Here is an 18,850-nt window from a genome sequence, read left to right as displayed (position 1 = left end):
CGGGCGCCATTTTTGTTTGTTGCCGTTTTTGGGTACTCTTCCAAATTCATAGGTCTGATTGGTTCCCTTGAACGGCATATGCTTATAAGAGTGCTGCAACATCCATTCAGCCGAGATCAGGATCATCATGTCACTTCGTATCGTTTTCATGGGCACCCCGGAGTTTTCAGTTCCAACCCTGATGGACATCGTCGGGCAAGGGTGGGACGTGGTCGCGTGCTACAGCCAGCCGCCACGAAAGGCTGGGCGCGGCATGGAACTGCACAAGACCGCTGTACATGAAGCTGCGGAAAGCCTTGGCATTCCGGTCTACACACCCACGTCCCTCAAGAGCGCTGAAGAACAAGAGTTTTTTCGCTCGCATCAAGCGGACGTTGCAGTGGTTGTGGCCTATGGACTGATCCTTCCGAAGGCCATTCTTGAAGCACCAGAATACGGCTGCCTGAACGGCCATGCTTCCTTGCTGCCACGTTGGCGCGGCGCGGCCCCGATCAACCGCGCCATTATGGCTGGTGACACGGAAACAGGCGTACAGGTGATGAAGATGGAAGCTGGTCTTGATACTGGCCCCGTCTGCATGAGCGAGAGCATCGCCATTACCCCAGACATGACAACGGGCGAGCTCCATGATCGCCTGTCTCCATTGTGCGGTGATGTGATGGTACGCGCACTTTCTGCGTTGTCCCGCGGCGGGCTAACCGAGACCGTTCAGAGCGAGGAAGGCGTCACTTACGCCTCTAAGATCGACAAGGCGGAAACCCGCATTGACTGGGGGAAGCCAGCTGCGGAAGTTCATAATCACATTCGCGGCCTCTCACCTTTCCCAGGGGCGTGGACTGAAATGACTTTCGGCACAAAGAAAGAGCGTGTGAAGGTTCTGCGCTCCTCTGCTGCAGAAGGTTCAGGGACGCCTGGCACGATCTTAAAGGCTGAAGGAGATGAGTTTATTGTCGCCTGCGCTGAGGGTGCCGTAAAACTTGCCTTGCTTCAGCGCGCTGGCAAGAAAAGCATGAGCGCAGAGGAGTTTCTGCGTGGCGGCCATTTGGATACAGCAGTGCCTCTGGTCTGACACGGTGCTTTTTGGGAGACCAGCATGACCTTGGACAGCCAGCAGGCTTGGAGGCCCGCTCTGCAACGCATCTTTGCGATCACCCAACGCGATCCCAAAACGCTTCAGGAACGCACGCTGAAGCTGAGCGAAGAAGTTGGCGAGGTTGCCCAAGCGGTCCTGAGTGCCACCAAGGCTCCCGGCACTGAATACAAGTCGCTGGATACCTCGGATGTGCGCGAAGAAAGCGTTGATGCGCTCATTGTCTCACTGGCGATACTCGCGCACACTTGTGAATCCGAGGCCCAGTTTTTATCTGAGCTGGAACGGCTGATTGCGCTAAAGTGCGCAAAATGGGAAGCAACACTGCAGAAAGACAGGACATGACCGACGCACCTTTTAGTTCCGAGCACGTTGCAACGCTGCGCACCGTTCAGCCAGAGGATCACAGCGCTGTTCGCGCGCTCGTTGAAAAGTGCTTCAAGCGGGATCTGGAAGCAGATCTTGTCGACGACTTGCGTAACTGTGGGATGCTTGTCGTTGAGAAAGTTGCCGTTGACCCGTCTGGCGAAATCGTCGCTCACGTGGCCTATTCGCGCGTGACAGGTGCCGGTCCTGGTCATCGCCTCAACATCACCTGTCTCGCACCTGTCTGCGTGAAACCTGGCATTCAAGGTCGCGGGATCGGTGCCTATCTCATTCGCGAGAGCATTGATGACCTGCAAGGGATGGGAGAAGATCTGGTTCTCGTTCTGGGAGATCCGAACTACTACCCACGCTTCGGGTTTGATGCTGAGGTGGCCAAGAAAGTCAGCGGGCCATTCGCAGGTCCAGTGTTCATGGCGCTGCCTTTGACAGCTCAAGGGCGCGATGGCTTGCCAATTGAAGTCAGCTACGCAACACCTTTTCAAAAGCTTGGTTAGCCAAAGCTGCGCTATAGCGCCTACACCAATGGGAACTACTCGGCTCAGTCTGCACAGCGGGTTGCGCTCGCGCACGATTGAGGGTAACAGGCCTCAATCAAAAACGCGCTCCTACTGAAAATACAAAAACGGTTCACCAGCACTCATGCCTCGCTACAAGATTACAGTTGAATATGACGGACGCCCTTTCGTTGGTTGGCAACGGCAGGACAATGGACCGACTGTTCAAGGTGTAATCGAGCGGGCCATCAAGTCTTTCTGTGGTGAAACGGTGACCATTGGCGGAGCGGGGCGCACAGATTCAGGTGTCCATGCTACCGGTCAGGTGGCGCATCTGGACCTTGAGAAAGACTGGCCGGCGGAAACAGTCATGAATGCGCTGAACTTTCATGCGCAGCCGGACCCTGTTGCCATACTTGCCTGCGAAAAAACCGGCGTGGGGTTTGACGCCCGCTTCTCAGCAATACGCCGTTACTACCGCTACCGCATTGTGAACCGGCCTTACCCTTTGACCTACGACAAAGGCTTGGCGTGGCATGTGAAGCCTGAGCTGGATGCAGACGCCATGCATGAGGCAGCGCAAGTGCTCGTTGGCCATCACGACTTCACCACCTTCCGCCATACGCGCTGTCAGGCCAAGAGCCCATGGAAAACCATGGAACGCATGGCGGTGTACCGCCGAGAAGAAAACGTATTTCTTGAATGCTCGTCCCGCTCGTTCTTGCACAATCAGGTGCGCTCCATGGTGGGTACGCTAAAACTGGTTGGCGAAGGGCGATGGACAAAGGAAGATGTAACACAGGCCCTTGAGGCACGTGACCGTAAAGCCTGCGGTCCTGTCGCCGTAGCGGAAGGCCTTTACCTCACTCAAGTTGACTACCGGTCTCCAGCGGAGGACGCTGCATCGCTGGCCGAGTATCAGGCTAGCCTTACTGCAAGCGCCACTCCTGCTTCTGAAGAAAAAGCCTAGTTCAGTTTAGGCTTGTCCTCGAACCGAACAGCCTTTCGATAGAGGTGCCAAGTGGTATGACCCAGTATTGGCAATGTCACGATCAAACCGATGAACGCTGGGGCCATTGATGCCAGCAGAATGAGCGTGATGGCCCACCCCCAACCGATCATGACAACGGGGCTTGCGAGCACCACTTTAACGCTCGTAATCATGGCGGTGATGAAATCGTAATTGCGGTCCAGCAACAGGGGAAATGACACCACTGTTAGTGAGAACAGGATCAGGGAGATCAACGCCCCCACAACATTTCCGACCACAAGGAACATGAAACCCTGGGGCGTTGTGAACATTACTTGCAAGAACTCTCCGAAGGTCGAAAAACCGCTGAAGCCCAAGAAAAGCGCCAGCAAAAGCCGCACTTCAAACATCCACATGAGCAGAATGAAGATGACTACAAAAGCCATCCAGGCAAGCTCTCGGCGATGTTGGTCCCACATGATGCCCAGTACACCGCGCCATGACAGTTCTTCATTCTTCTCAAGACGCCGGGAGACTTCGTAAAGGCCTACGGCAATGAAGGGGCCGATCAGCCAGAAACCAACGGCGAGCGGATAACTCAAGTGGCTTTGATTGTAGAAGAAGCTCATCAGCACGATGACGTTGCCGCCAATGGCAAAAAAACAACCAAAAAACAAACCGTAGAGCGGTTGCCTTCTGAAGTCTTTCATACCCAACTTGAGCGCATCAACAATATCGGCTATCTCGATCTTGTTAACGACTGGTATTTGTCGCTCAGCGGCATCGTCCAGATGCGTCGCCTGGCCAATATGATCTCTGACCATTTTTAACTCCCTCTACGTTTCTCCCAAACATAGAGTGCCGTTAAACGAGGCCATTTTCCAGCTTACTTAAGGTAAGTTTCTTAGTTATTTAGTCACAAGGAAAATAGTTGGTCGACAATCTGCACGATAAACAGGCTCAGAATAAAGTCTAGGACCACAAGGCCAATTGCCAAGCCCGCCCCTACTGAAAGCGCAATACGCGCCACAGTAAAATGGACCCAGAGAACCCAACCCACCACGAACAGGCTAAGTGTCAGCAGCATGTCGGCATTCAGAACACCCGCCAAATAGAGAAGGTTCAGAGCCGCATGGGGGATCACGACCACCAGGGTCGTCCAGTTGCGCGCGGTCACATAGGCGCCGTAGGTATTTCGAACGGCCAATAGGGAGGCCAGAAACGCGAGGATGATTGGAAAGCCGACCCAATCCAACACCAATGTGAAAAGCTTTGGCAGCGGCAACAAGCCGCCGCCACTGGCCGATAAAGGCTCGCCCAGCTCTTTTCCGAGCTGAGCCTCTGTTACGTTGCCAAGCATGTAAAACGGCAATACGTACAGCAATACCGTGAACGAGCGCCAGAAGCCATCAGCCGACAAGTCGAAATAGCTCATCCCCTCAGAGCGGCCTTTAACCAGCAGCCAGGAGCCTTGGACAGAGTGTCTGACTTCAGTCAGTGATGGCAACATGCAGCAAACCCCCTAAGGCGTTCTAAAATCAGGATGCGAAGTAGTCATTGAGGAACCGGCCATAGATCACGGCCAGCTCTTCCAGATCATTCACGGCCACTTGCTCATCCACCTTGTGCATGGTCTTGCCTACCAAACCGAATTCGACCACAGCGCAGTAGTTTTTGATGAACCTTGCGTCAGAAGTACCGCCACCTGTCGAAAGCTCCGGACGACGCCCCGTAACCGCCTCAACCGAGGAGGACAGCTTCTCAATCAGAGCCGTATCATGTGTGAGGAAACTATCGCTATTGTCTTGCTTGAACTGCAGTTCCCAGTCCAGCCCACGCGGAGCCGCTTCTTTCAGCAAGTCTTGCAGGTGGGTTTGCAAGCTCGCTACAGACCAGATGTCATTGAAACGGACGTTAAACTTTGCTTCCACCTTGGCCGGAATAATGTTGGAAGCAGCATTGCCGACATCAACGCTTGTGATTTCGAGATTGGAAGGCTGGAAGCGCTCGTTACCACGATCCAGCTCTATGTTGGCAAGTGCGCTCAGCAACTTGAGCATGCCGGGGATCGGGTTCTCCGCAAGATGCTGGTAGGCCACATGACCTTGCACGCCGCGAACGGTGATTGCCCCTGAAAGCGAACCACGGCGGCCAACTTTTATGGCATCTCCCAGCGCGTCCGGATTGGTCGGTTCGCCCACGATACACGCATCGAACTCATACCCCTGTTCTTTGGCCCACTCCAGCAGCTTCACGGTGCCGTTGATGGCAGGGCCTTCTTCATCACCCGTTATGAGGAATGAGATTTGACCGGGAATGCCTTCCGGATGAGCCTTTACATAGGCCAGTGCAGCTGCAGCGAAGGCAGCAACGCCACCCTTCATATCTGCAGTGCCACGACCATGGAGCATGCCATCAACAATCGCCCCCTCAAACGGGCCATGGGACCAAGCAGCTTCATCCCCAACCGGCACAACATCCGTGTGACCGGCAAACACGAAATGCGGTTTACCGCTGCCAATGGTTGCAAACAGGTTCTCGACGTCAGGAGTACCTTCCTGCGAAAATACTGGGCGGTGCACTTCGAAACCCGCAGGCTTCAGCAAGTCTTCAAGAACTTGCAATGCACCAGCTTCAGCAGGCGTTACAGAGGGACAACGGATAAGGTCGCGGCAGATTTCAACCGCTGGGGAAAACTGTTCAGTCATACGCCTTCATGTAGACCCAGCCCTACCCGCGGTCAATCTATAGTTCACTGGTCAGAATGAACAATTCTCAACTGCCACAGTATGCTTGCCTATGTTGAGCCCTTGCGCTCCGGCACACTGTTTGGTCTCGGGCCAAATCGGTTGGCGCCGGGCTGGCTTGGTTGCAAGCCCACGAACAGCACTACGGGAATGCTGAGCAGCGGCAAAAACACCAGCAGCGCGAACAGCCCACTCCATCCACGGTCATGCAGGCGCTTTACAACCAAAGCCACCTCAAACCATTTGGAGAGCATCACCATGATCGGCAACATGCCGTTGGAGGCCATGACCATATTGATCAGATCAGCTGTTGGTGTCTGAGCGTCTGCCTGATTGAGCACTGTGCCCGCGCTGACATAAAACGCGAGAAACATAACGCACCACATGAGCGCCATCGCCAGCCAGAACGGCTCTCGAGACACGCGCCCAACCGGGCTGAAAAAAAGCCAAAGAATTCCCAGTTTCCGGCCTGCCGCCTTCGCCATTGCCACTTCACTTACTGTTGGATCACCATGGGTGGTGATGTACGCGCTCTGCCCATGGTATTCAAGAGGCATGAATTAAAGAAACGCAGCATTTTGCGGCATTTTTCAATAGGTTAGCCTAAGAAACATTCGCCCCCACCCGCGGGCATTTGCCTTTGCCTCCAACGCGTTAGCCCTGCTCGAAGCCGGTAAGCACATTCACACAGTTGATGCCGAGGTCCTCAACCGCATATCCACCTTCCATGACAAACAAACACGGCAGTTTCAGTTGAGCCAATCTCTCGCCGATCCGATTGAACTCGTCGGTCTTCAGCTTGAACTGTGAAATTGGGTCCTTCTCATAGGTATCCATGCCGAGCGACACCACCAGCACGTCTGGCCCATAAGCCTCGATCTTGGAACATGCGGTGTTCAATGCGTCCGACCACGCGTCCCAAGGCGTTCCATGAGGCAAAGGATAGTTGTGGTTGAAGCCTTCACCTCGCCCAACGCCAATTTCATCTGCATATCCGAGGAAATAGGGGAACTCGACCTTGGGGTCTGCGTGGATTGAAAGAAACTGCACGTCTTGGCGGTCATAGAACAGCGCTTGCGTGCCATTGCCATGGTGATAATCCACGTCGAGCACCGATACTTTTTGCGCTCCGTTGTCCCGTAAGTACTGAGCTGCGACGGCTGCGTTGTTGACGAAACAGTAACCACCGAAAAAACGATGGTGGGCGTGGTGCCCGGGCGGGCGGCACAAGGCAAAAGCACTCTTTTCGCCGCCGGATATCATTTTTGCACCAGTAAGAGCCGTTTCAGCGCTTTTGCGGACAGAGGTCCAAGTGTATGGGCCGATCGGCGTGCCGGCATCGAAGGAATAAAAGCCTAACTTGCCATCAATCTGGTCAGGGACAATATCGGCCCGCAATTGTCGTACTGGCCAAACAAATGGAAATGCTTCTTCTTCGGTGCGGCCTTCGGCTTGCCACATGGACCAGAAGTCGCTCAGGAACTCGATATAGTCCGCCGCGTGTACCTTCAAAATCGGGTCCAGGCTGAACGCGTCGGGCTCGCGGATCTCACCAAAAGATACGGCCTTCAAACGGTCCACCACCATTTGCGCGCGCGAGGGAATTTCCTTTGCGGGCTCGAGCTTACCGTCAGAAACCTCGAAGCGCGGCGCATGGAGCATTTGGTCCGGAGAAAAAATTGTCTTCAAATCGGGCTCCCACTAATGACCAGCCACCCCGGCGAGCCGGTCATCGCTCTGAAGCAGCCTTATGAAAATCTGAACTCGGTTCTTTGCTTGTATATCTCACCGGGTCTGAGAATTACATTGGAAAAATCATGCTTCTCAGTACCTTCCGGCCAACCCTGAGGTTCAATGGAAAACCCCTGACGTGTGCATCGCGACAGAGCATTACCTTTAGATCCTTCGAAAACCTCGCGCCCTTCTTCGTAGAACAGGCCGGGCTCCGTAGACCAGACTTCCATTTTGGTTCCAGTTGTTTCCTCATGCACCACGGCGGACAGTTCCGGCACCTGCAAGCGGTTCAGACGCATGTAGTAATTGGCGTTCAACTGCGTTGCTCTGTGAGGGCGCATTTTATGGATGTCCCTCAGATCATACGGCGTGCCAGCTACATCAGAGATTTGAATAAATGGAACCCGCCCAGATGACAGGGAGGTGTAGCCACAGGCCGGGATGGAGATTTCGTGAGCACTGAGTTCGTTGTCAGGGTTGAGGTTGAAAACACCATGAAAACGCGGATTAAAGACGACTTCATGCTCGCATGCCCCCTCCAACTCAATCTGAAGCGTGTTGTTGGGTGTGATCGTGTAACGGCAAGAGATTTCAAGAAAACCTGTATGAGGCACATGTTGAGAGGGGATATTCAGTGACAGTTGAACGCTGTCTGCACTTGCCTCATCAAGCGTCCAGAGGTGACGCGCAAAACTGGTGGCCTCACTTCTTTTGCCGCCTGCCTCATTCGCTCGTTGCAGCTTTGGCCCATCAGGGCCGATGATGGCTCCAAGCTCAGGCGCATGATGAAGGTAGTCCTCAATGCTATCGAAGCCCACTGCCACGTCTCGGCCTTCAAACCTCAAACGTCGCAACACGGCCCCGTAAGTGAGGATGTTTGCCGACAGCTCGCCGCGCCGGATCTTGATCTCCTGTACTTCCTGCTGATCCGCAAGTCGCCCGAAAGACCTGATTGTCATGACCCTACTCCCAGCTTTGAGACCTGCCCTCCTCTCAAGTCTGTTTCAAGTCATGAAAATGGTCGCTCGATTTCTGCACCAAGGCAAGCTGGACATAAGCATAGTCCATAGTAGAGCAAAAAAGCCAAGGGCTTACCGAGGGTGCCTGATTACAAGACTTCCGTCTTTCAGCTCCACAGTCCCTAGGCGGCTAACAGCTGACATGCCCAGCAATACGGTCGACAGCGCATCATCCGGAACCACACCCGCTTGAACGTTGCGAATGCGCACACCAGCCACGTCCAGCCGATCGATTGTAACAGGTGCGAACTTTATTCGGCCGTTGGCCGTTTCAGCGTCTGCGGTGAAGTCATTCGGCGCCACATTGATGCCTGAGCGCCGAGCGAGCTTCATTGGCATCGCGACAAATGTGGCACCGGTGTCCACCAACGCTTCTGACGGCTTTCCGTTGATGCGAATGGACGCCACAAAATGACCCCGACCATCGGCCTTCAACACGATGGTCTTGCTCATCTGTTTTTGGGGTTTGTCCGCATCGGTTGTCGAAGCTGTTCTGTCTTCAGACCCACGCTCGTTCAGTCCGAGATGCCTCTGCAATAAATCAGGGCCAAAGACTGCGGCAATAACCGCCAACGCAAGGACAATCAGATAGCGTTGCATGTCTTCCTCCCTTAAGCCAAAAACAGCTCCGCAAGAAGTCAGAACTCAGTGGTTGCTTCCAACTGATCTGCAACACGCTTGATCTCTGACCCCGTTGGGGCGCTGGTCTGAGCGCCGGTCCGCGTGCACGCAAGCCCGCCTGCAGCGCTTGCTTCAAACAGCGCGCGCTTCAGATCAGACCCGCGGTCGAGGGCTGCCACCAGCGCGCCAACAAACGCATCTCCAGCACCGGTTGTATCGATTGGCTCTACGGGTGCAGGCGGGATGTGACCAATGAACTTTTCGCCGTCATGGGCAATCGCACCGTCGTTGCCAAGCGTCACAATGATGGCCCGGCCGGGCTGAGCCAGCGCGTTGATGAACTCCTCGGGCTCTTCCGGATAGCCGTTCAAGCGAGACAGTGCCGCTGCTTCCTTGCGGCTCGCCACGATTACGTCAGAGGCTTCCACAAGCTCGGAGACAGCCGGATTGGTCGCGGGGTCTGGGTTCAAGACTACACGCGCGCCTTTCAACTTTGCAATTTCGATGGCCTTGGCGGTTACATGGGAAGGAACTTCCATCTGCAGAAGCAGCGTATCGCCTTCATGCAGAACATCATCAAGCCATTCAGCTTGTACACGGTTGTTCACGCCGCTTGCCACAATAATCTGGTTCTCACCGGCCGCATCAACACCGATCATGGCAAGACCTGTGGCTCCGTCCAGAACCCGCACGCCGCGCACATCCACACCAGCAGACTTGAGGTTCACCAGTGCGGGCTCGCCAAACAGATCAGACCCAACTGCTCCGACCATACGGGTTTCTGAGCCTGCCATGCGAGCGGCAAAGGCCTGATTTCCGCCCTTTCCGCCGGCAAAATATTGATGATCCGGGCCAACAACCGTTTCACTAGCCACTGGCAAGCGCTCTACAGCAACGACAAGATCAAGATTGATTGAACCCAGAACAACGATCATTCGAATACGCCTTTAAGAGCTTGCATGGCAGAAAACCGCCCCGCACTCCAAAGAGTTGGGGCAGCATTCTGTCTTATTTAAATGATGTGCCGTCCGTTGCAAGCGGCACCTTTCGAATGGGCGCTCGCAGTCAAGCGACAGAGAGGGCCAGATAAAACGCCGCCAGCTTTTCTGGATCCAGCTTGCCGTTGGTACGCACGCCCGAACACACATCGACCGCGAACGGCCCAACCGTTTTGACGGCTTCACCCACGTTCTCGGGCGTCAAACCACCTGCCAAGAATACAGGGGCTGCTGCGCTCTCCACAATGGCCTTGCTATGGGTCCAGTCATGGATGCGACCTGTTCCGCCTAGCTCATTTTCAGAAGGGTTGCCTGAGTCCAGAAGCAGCGCATCCACATAGGGCGCATAATCTTGGGCCAGCTCCACAGCGTACTCGTCTTCCACATGCACGACCTGAACCACCTTGAGGCCACGCGGCAGCTTCTTGCGCAACCGTTCATGCTCAGAGGGATCGACATGGCTTACGATCTGCACCGTGTTCGCACCAGAATGCACCAGATGATCAGCAATAGAGTCGGCTTTTTCCTCGCTGGTGAGCAGGAACGTGGCGACTGGCGGCGAGATAATCTGCGCTATTTCGTAGATCAGGCTATCGCTGATCACGCCTGGCCCGCTAGGCATCTTTGATACCAAGCCAACAGCATCTGCACCGCAAGCCACGGCCATCTGCGCCTCTTCGAACGACGAAATACAGCAGACCTTCATGCGGGTCCGCCCGGCGTTGGAAATCATGGTTCGCCCCATAAGGTTATCGGAGAGAAGAAGGTACTGCTATGCACCAGGCATGAAAAGCCTAAAAGAAAGCCCGACACTAAGGCCGGGCTTCCATTTCATGTTGTTATTTTGTGCCGTACATGCGGTCACCAGCATCGCCAAGACCTGGAACGATGTAGCCCTTTTCGTCGAGCTTTTCGTCCACTGCAGCCGTATAGATTGGTACATCTGGATGGGCCTCATTGAACCGCTGAACACCTTCAGGTGCGGCCAGAAGACACACAAAACACATCTTGTTCGCACCGCGCTGCTTCAAGCGCTCAACAGCAGCGATGGCAGAGTTCGCGGTTGCCAGCATCGGGTCAACAACGATCACTAGACGCTCGTCCATATCCGCCGGTGCCTTGAAGTAGTATTCGACCGCATTCAGGGTCTTGGGGTCGCGGTAAAGACCAATGTGCGCAACGCGGGCAGACGGGATGAGTTCCAGCATGCCTTCAAGCAGGCCGTTACCTGCACGCAGGATTGACGCAAACACGAGCTTCTTGCCCGCCAGAACTGGCGCGCTCATTTCGGAGACTGGCGTATCGATGGATGCATTGACCAGCTCAAGGTCACGGGTCACTTCATAGCACAGCAGCAGGGAAATCTCACGCAGCAGACGGCGGAAGCCCTGCGTGGAAGTTTCCTTCATGCGCATGTGGGTGAGTTTGTGCTGAACGAGCGGGTGGTCAATTACGGTTGCGCCAGGCATCTTTACCTCATTGTTTTATTCTGCAGGGCGGCGGTGACTTATGAAAGCAGCACATGCAGACTGAATTCTCTTCATTTAGACAGGCTTGTGACTCACCATCACGCCTCTGTCCAGTGCCGTGCCATTAAAAAACGGTGGCATCACTGATTATGGTCAATGGAGGTTCCCCTCCGGGACGTTTTTCCCGAGCAATCTGCCGACCGGCAGCCCATGTTCCGCCCTCAAGTACACAGGCCAGGGGCAGTTGCTCAGCGTTGACGCCAAGGTCGGTACGGATCCAGTCGGCCAACTTGTCCAGAAGCGCAACCGTGAGAGCACGCCACTCCACGATGAGCTCACTGTCCACCCCATGGCTCTTCAGAAGGTTGCTTTCATCCTGCAGCTTGAGCACACCGGTATCGATGAACAAACCGCCATTGCGGTATTCTGCAAGGCCGGTCAGGCCATCCAGATCAACCACCTCAACCCCAGCCCAAACCAGCGGCTCAACCAACGAATACGCCATCCATTGGCTCAGCTTGTGGAACGGCATGAGATTATTGGTCTTGTCTTCGGTTACAATTTTGGAATGTCGCCATGTGTCGCCCAAGCCAACTCCGTCGATCTCCTCCCGGCCCGGCCAGATAGGCCCAAGACCATCCAGCAGGACTTCAAGGATACGGGGTGCTGGCAATGGTTTGGCCTGCCCCTCATCAAACAGGACATCAAACAAACCACCCGGGCGGGGCTCGTCCATTGTCCCGAACAAGTCGGGCCTCAGGGATACCGCCTCTCCAAGGCTTTTAAGAAGGGCTGCCCGCTCCTTCAGCCCCACGATCGGGTTCGTTTCAGAGACCTGCAGACCTTCGCGCACTTCATCTTCATCAACACGGAATAACTCACCTGCATCTGCCCGCAACGGATCCAGCGGACTGCCGGAGAACATGCCGCCGGAGAACATCAACAGGGAAGCTATGGCCAAGCCTTCCGAGCGACTATAGTTTTCGTCGGTAACGGCTTCGTGGAAAGACCAATCAGGTCCGGCCCCCGCATCCATCAGAACGGACAGTATCGCCAGATCAAACGCGGCTCTGCCCATGCCCCGCACGTCGGAGAAGCGACGCGCGCCTGCCAGCATCGCCCAGCGGTCAACCCCGCCTGCCTCGAAGTGACGCCACCGAGCGTGAAACGGGATTTGCATATCGGGGTAAGCATTTTCAGTGGCTGACATCGTGCGTCTGGCCGCTTCTGCCAGGCGCTTCATGTCCACTGTGAAATGCTCCAGCTCCCCCTTTACGCCAAGATCGAAAAGCGTGTGTGCGCGTTGACGTACTGCTCCCGCATTCAACAGGGACAGAGCGTCAGACTCTTTACTATCAATAGTCATCGATTGACCGACCGTGGATCTGTTTGAGTTCATCACCAGAAGGTGCAGGCGCATTACTGAAGTAACCTGCGGCCTTCTTGGCCTCCATTTCCACCTGAGCATCGGCTGGAATCAGCTCATCTGGCAATGCGACACGCTCATCGATAGAAATACCGGATTCTATCAGAGCATTGTATTTCATGTCTGACATTGAAATGAACCGGCCAATGCGAGTTATCCCGAGCCAGTGCAACACATCGGGCATCAATTCCTGAAAGCGCGCATCCTGAACGCCTGCCACACACTCCGTGCGAGCGAAATAGGTTGCAGCGGAATCTCCGCCTTCCTGCCGCTTGCGAGCGTTGTAGACGAGGAATTTGGTCACCTCGCCCAGTGCTCTGCCTTCTTTCCGATTGTAGATGATCAGACCTGTGCCACCTGCTTGGGCGGTTTGGATGGATTCAACAAGACCGTGCAGCAGATACGGGCGACAGGTGCAAATGTCAGACCCAAAAACGTCTGATCCATTGCATTCGTCATGCACTCTACAGGTGACGGAACCGTCCGTTGCGGTCAGCCCTTCGACATCGCCAATCACATAGAGTGTGGTGCCCCCGATGGGCGGAAGGAACACCTCCAGATCAGAGCGCGTGATGAGGTCTGGATACATGCCGCCTGTCTGCTCAAACAGCGTGCGGCGCAGTGCATCTTCTTCAACACCAAACCGCGCTGCAATTCCCGGAAGGTGCCAGACCGGATCAATGGCCGCTTTGGTGACACTCACCTCTCCTCGAGCGTTGACGATAGCGCCATCAACCTTCAAGGCTCCCGCAGCAATCGCTGTTTTCAGCTCCGGCATATCCAGTTTTGCTTTGGTGATGGCGATGGTCGGCCGAATGTCCACGCCCTTTGCAATCAGATCGCCGAACAGGTCGGCTGTCATCGCGCCAAATGGATCGAGAGACACGATCTTTCCCGGCTCCGACCATTGCGGGTATGGACCGATTTCGACCATTGGATGGGTGTTGTTGTAGTCCGGCCGACGGTCTGGATCGAGGCTGCCGGAAGAAACGGCGAGCGCTTTGTAAAGGGAATACGAGCCCCCGTGAACACCAATGGTGTTTCGGTTTTCCGGCTGGTTTGGGCTGGCGATCACTGGCCCGCGCTGTTGGGGATCAACCTCACCCCACTTAAGCTTGTAGGGCGAAGGATCCTGCGCACCTGGATGGGTTGAGAGCCGAATGTGTGTTGGTCGTTTAACTCCACTTTCCATTTTTGCGCGGCGGCAAACCGCTCCCTAACGTTGCGTAGGAGACCAGTTTGCGCCTTTTGCCCACAAATGAAAAGCGTTTTCTAGGTGTTAGTTCGTATCCCGTGTCGCCTCTTCAAGCTGCTGGAACAAACGTGCCTTTGTGTCGTCGTCGCAGAAGGCGGCTTTGATGGCGTTGGCTGTCAGCTCTTTCTGAATGGCGCGATCCCAGCCAAACACCCGTGAGGTCTCGGCGTACTCGTGACCCAGGGTTGTCCGGAAGAAGGGCGGATCATCAGAACTCAGCGTGATCTTGACCCCTGCCTGACGCAGAATGTTGACCGGATGGAAGCGCAGGTTCGAGTACACACCAAGAGCAATGTTGGAACCGGGGCATACTTCAAGCGTTACACCCTCTTCTACAATGCGCTGTACCAACGCCGGATCTTCGACAGAGCGCACGCCATGCCCAATGCGCGTCACATGGAGGAAGTCCAGAACTCCCTTCACGCTTTCAGGACCACCAAACTCACCAGCGTGGGCGGTCAGACCCAAGCCTGCCTCTTGAGCAATCTTGAAGGCCTTCTGGTAATTGGAAGGGTGACCTTCTCTCTCATCACCCGCCAAGCCAAAGCCGGTCAGAAGCGGATGCGGGTTGTTGACGGTCGTCAAAGCCGCCATTTCCACCGCCTTCACCCCGTAATGGCGAACGCCAGTGGAGATCATGCGGCCTTCAATGCCAGTGGCTTCATTGGCCCGCATGATGCCTTCGCCGATCGCGTCCATATAGGCTTTGTAGGTCAAACCCGATTGAACCGCGTGATCGGGAGAGATGAAGACCTCGCCGTAGATGGCCCCTTCTGCTGCCAGCATGCCGAAGTATGTCTCGGCAAGAAGGGTGAAGTCTTCAGGCGAGCGAAACAAGGCGCTTGCCACATCATATGTTTTCAAGAAGGTCGTGAAATCATGCCAGCTGTAGTTGCCATTTGCGTCCAGAAGGCCGTCCAGCGCAACGCCATAGCGCTCCGCCAGTTGTATCACCAATGATGGTGGTGCCGCCCCTTCCATATGGCAGTGCAACTCGGCGCGTGGCACAACAGGTGGCTTCGGTATCATTGCTTAAAACCTCTCATCGGGTCTGCCATACGCGGAAACGAAGCCATTTCCTTCGGAATAGGGCTTCGGTCTCAAACGCGGGTAACGGGCAGCACGGGCACACCCCGGATCAAAATGGAAATGGTGAGCAGAGGGGGTTCCGCGTTCCCCTCCGCTCGCTTGTGGGCGGCCTTAAAGGAAGGAGACGCCCACCTTGCCCTGCTCAACGCCAAGGAACTTGGCAATGGTTTCACCAATATCGGCAAAAGATTTGCGCGCACCGATCGCGCCGCCCTTTTGACCTTTGATCAACGCCAACAAAGGCACGTGTTCACGTGTGTGATCCGTGCCGCGCCAGGTTGGGTCACAGCCATGGTCCGCGGTGAGGACAAGCAAGTCGCCCTCTTGCATTGCCTCGATCATTTCCGGCAGACGTCGATCGAAGTGCTCCAGAGCAGCGGCATAACCAGGCACATCACGGCGGTGCCCGTAGAGCATGTCGAAATCAACGAAGTTGGAGAACACCAAGTCACCATCCTTGGCCAGTTCCATGGCTTCCAATGTCTTTTCAAAGAGCTGATCGTTACCGGCGCCCTTTAGAAGCTTCGTCACACCCTGGTGGGCGAAAATGTCAGAGATCTTGCCAACGCCAATGACTTCGCGGCCAGCGTCTTTCAGACGATCCAGAACGGTTGGAGCCGGTGGCAGAACAGAATAGTCACGGCGGTTCGCGGTACGCTCAAAGCCGCTCTCAACCGAGCCAACGAATGGGCGAGCAATCACACGGCCGATGTTGTAGTCATCCAGCAGCTGACGGACGTCTTCGCACAGTTTCAGCAAACGTTCGAGGCCAAAGGTCTCTTCATGCGCTGCGATCTGGAAAACACTGTCTGCGGATGTATAGAAGATCGGCATGCCGGTCTTGATGTGCTCTTCTGCAAATTCCTCAATAACAACCGTTCCGGACCCATGCGCCAAGCACAGAGCACCCTCTAGGTTGTTGCGCTCGTAAATCTTGTCGAGCAGTTCCTGCGGGAAGCATGGCACTTCATTCGGGAAGTAGCCCCACTCGAACTCTACTGGCACACCAGCGATTTCCCAGTGGCCGGAAGGGGTATCCTTGCCCTTTGAGAGTTCCTGAGCATAGCCCCAGAGCCCCTCTGGCTCTCCGGCGAAATCAAGGCCAGCAACATCTTTGCCGGTGGAGAGCTTGGCTGCGGCTCCCAGACCCATACGGTCCATATTCGGCAGCGCTAGCGGCCCTTTGCGAAGGCCCTCCTTGTCGCCCTTGCCTTCCGCACATTCGTCCGCAATATGGCCTAGAGTATCAGAGCCAACATCACCAAATTTATCTGCATCGTCTGCAGCGCCGATACCAAAGCTGTCTAGTACACACAGTATTGCGCGGGGCATGAGTTTTCCTTCAAATTTCTTATTGCTGTCTGCTGGCAGCCCCCGTTTTTGGGTGAGTACGGACCCCGCCAGCCACAGCTATTGCCTCTATAAAGCGAACATCATCGACTACTTGGCGATGCGATCTCGAACAGTGTCAAACTCGGCAATCTCAGAAGCCTCACCGACAGTGTAAGCACTGAGCAGCACATCTTGCGCACGTCGCACCTGATCTTCGTTTTGCGCGTGGATGATGCCAATCGGGTTGTCGCTGTCGACGGTGGTGCCAACGCCTGCGATGTTGATGATGCCAACAGCTGGATCGACTTCATCTTCAGGTGCGGTGCGGCCACCCCCCAGTTCAACAACTGCAACACCTACGGTGCGTGCATCGACCTTGGTCACGATGCCTGCTTCTGGAGCATAAACCGGCACCTCAAGAGGGGCCTTCGGCAGGTACACTTCAGGCTTGTCCATGAAGTCTGCCGGGCCACCGAGGGCGGTTACCATGCGGCCAAACACCTCTGCGGCTTCGCCACTTTCGAAGGCACGAGACATGTTCGCGCGGCCTTCTTCCGGATTGGCCGCAAGACCCGCAGTTGCCAGAGCTTCACCACCGATGGCGACAGTTACATCCCATAGACGGTTGTCGATGTGTGTGCCCTTCAGGAAGTCCACCGCGTTTTGGACTTCAACGGCGTTACCAGCTGCGGAAGCCAGAGACTCGTTCATGTCCGTCAGAAGCGCGGTTGTCTTGAGACCGGCACCGTTAGCCACCAATACGAGGCTTTCAGCCAACGCTTTGGCTTCCTCATAAGAGCCCATGAACGCACCTGTTCCCCACTTCACGTCGAGAACCAGTGTTTCAAGACCGGCAGCCAGCTTCTTTGACAGAATGGACGCGGTGATGAGGTCAATACTCTCAACTGTCGCGGTCACATCACGGATGCCGTAGAAGCGCTTGTCTGCTGGGGCGAGATTGGCGGTCTGGCCGATGATGGCGCAGCCGACTTCCTTCACCACTTTGCGGAACAGCGTGTTGTCAGGCTTTGCGGTGTAGCCTGGAATGCTCTCCAGCTTGTCGAGGGTGCCACCGGTATGACCAAGGCCGCGGCCGGAGATCATTGGAACTGCGGCACCGCAAACAGCAAGTGCCGGAGCGAGCATCAGGGAAACGTTGTCGCCCACCCCGCCGGTGGAGTGCTTGTCAACGATTGGCGCTTCGATGTCGGACCAGTCCAGAACATCACCGCTGTCTCGCATGGCAAGGGTCAGCGCTACACGCTCGTCAATGCTCAGTCCACGAAAGAAGATGGCCATGGCCAGAGCCGCAACCTGTCCTTCAGTCACACCACCATCGGTGATGCCGTTCACGAACAGCTGAATGTGATCTGGATTGAGAGTTCCACCATCACGTTTTAGGCGGACGATTTCCTGGGGCAGCATACTAGTAGGTCTCCGTGCTCAGATTTGTACGACCTTCGATTTCCGCCAATACAGCATCCAGCAGGCCGCTGGCACCAAAGCGGAAACTTGCAGCAGACACCCAATTTTGACCCATGAGTTTATCTGCCAGATCGAGATAGTTTTTCGCGTCTTCCACGCTGCGAATGCCGCCTGCTGGCTTGAAGCCAACCGGGCGGTGGTTTTCCTTGCCCATTTCGCGGATCACGTTGAGCATGATTTCCGCAGCTTCGAGCGTCGCGTTCACTTTAACCTTGCCGGTGGACGTCTTGATGAAGTCAGCACCCTGCGCGATCGCGATTTCCGACGCGACGTGGATCAGACGGGGATCCTGCATTTCGCCGGTTTCCAGAATGACTTTCAACAAGGCTGGCTCGCCAATCACCTTGCGCACTTCGGAGATCTGGGTTTCAGCGAAACCCCGGCGACCGTCCATGAAGGCGCGATAAGGCATGACCAGATCAATTTCATCAGCGCCATCGGCCAATGCCGCTTCTGTTTCCTTAACCACCGCCAGTGTGTCTTCACCGCCATGAGGGAAGTTTACCACGGTTGCGATGCGAACCGGAGAGCCCTTCAGCAGCTCGGCAGCCTGTTTGATGAATGGCGCATAAATGCAGATTGCAGCAACATGCCCATGTGGTGTGCTCGAGCGCTCAATCAGCTTCTCGATGTCCGCTGGTGTGCAGTCATCATTCAGATTGGTCAGATCAATCAGACCAAGGGCGCGCTTGGCAGCCACTTGCAGTTCTGTCTCACTCATAGGTCCGCTTCCT

20 protein-coding genes are annotated in these 18,850 nt (G+C 55.3%); 4 read left to right on the top strand and 16 right to left on the bottom strand.

What is annotated here, in order from left to right; all coding sequences use genetic code 11:
- Positions 1-127 precede the first annotated feature (127 nt).
- The 4 genes from fmt to truA all read left to right on the top strand — a co-directional run bounded on the left by fmt (position 128) and on the right by truA (position 2,941).
- Entirely contained in the window at positions 128-1,069 is a 942-nt protein-coding gene (fmt, locus tag Q3Y58_RS02195; protein WP_319620813.1) for a methionyl-tRNA formyltransferase, read from the top strand.
- Positions 1,070-1,093: 24 nt separating this feature from the next.
- Positions 1,094-1,435, top strand: coding sequence for a MazG-like family protein (locus Q3Y58_RS02190; protein WP_319620812.1), 342 nt, complete (start codon positions 1,094-1,096; stop codon positions 1,433-1,435).
- Positions 1,432-1,971, top strand: a complete 540-nt coding sequence (locus Q3Y58_RS02185) for a GNAT family N-acetyltransferase (protein ID WP_319620811.1) — start codon at positions 1,432-1,434, stop codon at positions 1,969-1,971. Before Q3Y58_RS02190 ends, Q3Y58_RS02185 begins: the two co-directional genes overlap by 4 nt.
- A gap of 145 nt (positions 1,972-2,116) precedes the next feature.
- Positions 2,117-2,941 (top strand): tRNA pseudouridine(38-40) synthase TruA, encoded by an 825-nt coding sequence (truA, locus tag Q3Y58_RS02180; protein ID WP_319620810.1) that lies wholly within the window; start codon positions 2,117-2,119, stop codon positions 2,939-2,941.
- On the opposite strand, the gene Q3Y58_RS02175 is transcribed toward truA, so the two are convergent.
- From Q3Y58_RS02175 to deoC, 16 genes are all read right to left on the bottom strand, one after another.
- Positions 2,938-3,765, bottom strand: coding sequence for a DUF2189 domain-containing protein (locus tag Q3Y58_RS02175; RefSeq protein ID WP_319620809.1), 828 nt, complete (start codon positions 3,763-3,765; stop codon positions 2,938-2,940). The two genes, truA and Q3Y58_RS02175, sit on opposite strands and share 4 nt — an antisense overlap.
- Positions 3,766-3,857: 92 nt before the next feature.
- Positions 3,858-4,451, bottom strand: a complete 594-nt coding sequence (locus Q3Y58_RS02170; RefSeq protein ID WP_319620808.1) for a hypothetical protein — start codon at positions 4,449-4,451, stop codon at positions 3,858-3,860.
- A gap of 28 nt (positions 4,452-4,479) precedes the next feature.
- The gene (gene dapE / locus Q3Y58_RS02165; protein ID WP_319620807.1) at positions 4,480-5,649 is read right to left on the bottom strand and encodes a succinyl-diaminopimelate desuccinylase; all 1,170 of its coding nucleotides are present in this window, start codon (positions 5,647-5,649) and stop codon (positions 4,480-4,482) included.
- An 89-nt stretch (positions 5,650-5,738) separates the two neighbouring features.
- Complete coding sequence (locus Q3Y58_RS02160; protein WP_319620806.1) at positions 5,739-6,245, bottom strand: DUF805 domain-containing protein; 507 nt, start codon at positions 6,243-6,245, stop codon at positions 5,739-5,741.
- 97 nt (positions 6,246-6,342) lie between these two features.
- Positions 6,343-7,377 (bottom strand): histone deacetylase family protein, encoded by a 1,035-nt coding sequence (locus tag Q3Y58_RS02155; RefSeq protein ID WP_319620805.1) that lies wholly within the window; start codon positions 7,375-7,377, stop codon positions 6,343-6,345.
- A gap of 59 nt (positions 7,378-7,436) precedes the next feature.
- Positions 7,437-8,381, bottom strand: a complete 945-nt coding sequence (locus tag Q3Y58_RS02150; protein ID WP_319620804.1) for an aldose epimerase family protein — start codon at positions 8,379-8,381, stop codon at positions 7,437-7,439.
- A gap of 132 nt (positions 8,382-8,513) precedes the next feature.
- Positions 8,514-9,041, bottom strand: coding sequence for a retropepsin-like aspartic protease family protein (locus tag Q3Y58_RS02145; protein WP_319620803.1), 528 nt, complete (start codon positions 9,039-9,041; stop codon positions 8,514-8,516).
- A 38-nt stretch (positions 9,042-9,079) separates the two neighbouring features.
- Positions 9,080-9,997: a ribokinase gene (locus Q3Y58_RS02140; RefSeq protein WP_274218206.1), complete on the bottom strand. Its 918-nt coding sequence runs from the start codon at positions 9,995-9,997 to the stop codon at positions 9,080-9,082.
- 130 nt (positions 9,998-10,127) lie between these two features.
- Positions 10,128-10,793, bottom strand: a complete 666-nt coding sequence (locus Q3Y58_RS02135; RefSeq protein WP_319620802.1) for a phosphoribosylanthranilate isomerase — start codon at positions 10,791-10,793, stop codon at positions 10,128-10,130.
- A gap of 106 nt (positions 10,794-10,899) precedes the next feature.
- On the bottom strand, positions 10,900-11,529 hold the full coding sequence (upp, locus tag Q3Y58_RS02130) for a uracil phosphoribosyltransferase (protein ID WP_274218204.1): 630 nt from the start codon (positions 11,527-11,529) through the stop codon (positions 10,900-10,902).
- Between the two features lie 124 nt (positions 11,530-11,653).
- Positions 11,654-12,895 (bottom strand): URC4/urg3 family protein, encoded by a 1,242-nt coding sequence (locus tag Q3Y58_RS02125; RefSeq protein ID WP_319620801.1) that lies wholly within the window; start codon positions 12,893-12,895, stop codon positions 11,654-11,656.
- Positions 12,885-14,147, bottom strand: coding sequence for a GTP cyclohydrolase II (locus Q3Y58_RS02120; protein WP_319620799.1), 1,263 nt, complete (start codon positions 14,145-14,147; stop codon positions 12,885-12,887). The genes Q3Y58_RS02125 and Q3Y58_RS02120 overlap by 11 nt, the downstream gene beginning before the upstream one ends.
- 87 nt (positions 14,148-14,234) lie before the next feature.
- Entirely contained in the window at positions 14,235-15,239 is a 1,005-nt protein-coding gene (locus Q3Y58_RS02115; RefSeq protein ID WP_319620798.1) for an adenosine deaminase, read from the bottom strand.
- Positions 15,240-15,410: 171 nt separating this feature from the next.
- Complete coding sequence (locus Q3Y58_RS02110) at positions 15,411-16,631, bottom strand: phosphopentomutase (protein WP_319620796.1); 1,221 nt, start codon at positions 16,629-16,631, stop codon at positions 15,411-15,413.
- A 108-nt stretch (positions 16,632-16,739) separates the two neighbouring features.
- Positions 16,740-18,056: a thymidine phosphorylase gene (gene deoA, locus Q3Y58_RS02105; RefSeq protein WP_319620795.1), complete on the bottom strand. Its 1,317-nt coding sequence runs from the start codon at positions 18,054-18,056 to the stop codon at positions 16,740-16,742.
- 1 nt (position 18,057) lies between these two features.
- A complete protein-coding gene (deoC, locus tag Q3Y58_RS02100; protein WP_274218198.1) occupies positions 18,058-18,837 on the bottom strand; it encodes a deoxyribose-phosphate aldolase in 780 nt (259 codons plus the stop codon).
- Positions 18,838-18,850: the final 13 nt, after the last annotated feature.

The organism is Nesiotobacter zosterae, assembly GCF_033843645.1.
Lineage (GTDB): Bacteria > Pseudomonadota > Alphaproteobacteria > Rhizobiales > Stappiaceae > Pseudovibrio > Pseudovibrio zosterae.
This window is presented reverse-complemented; position numbering and strand designations above follow the sequence as displayed.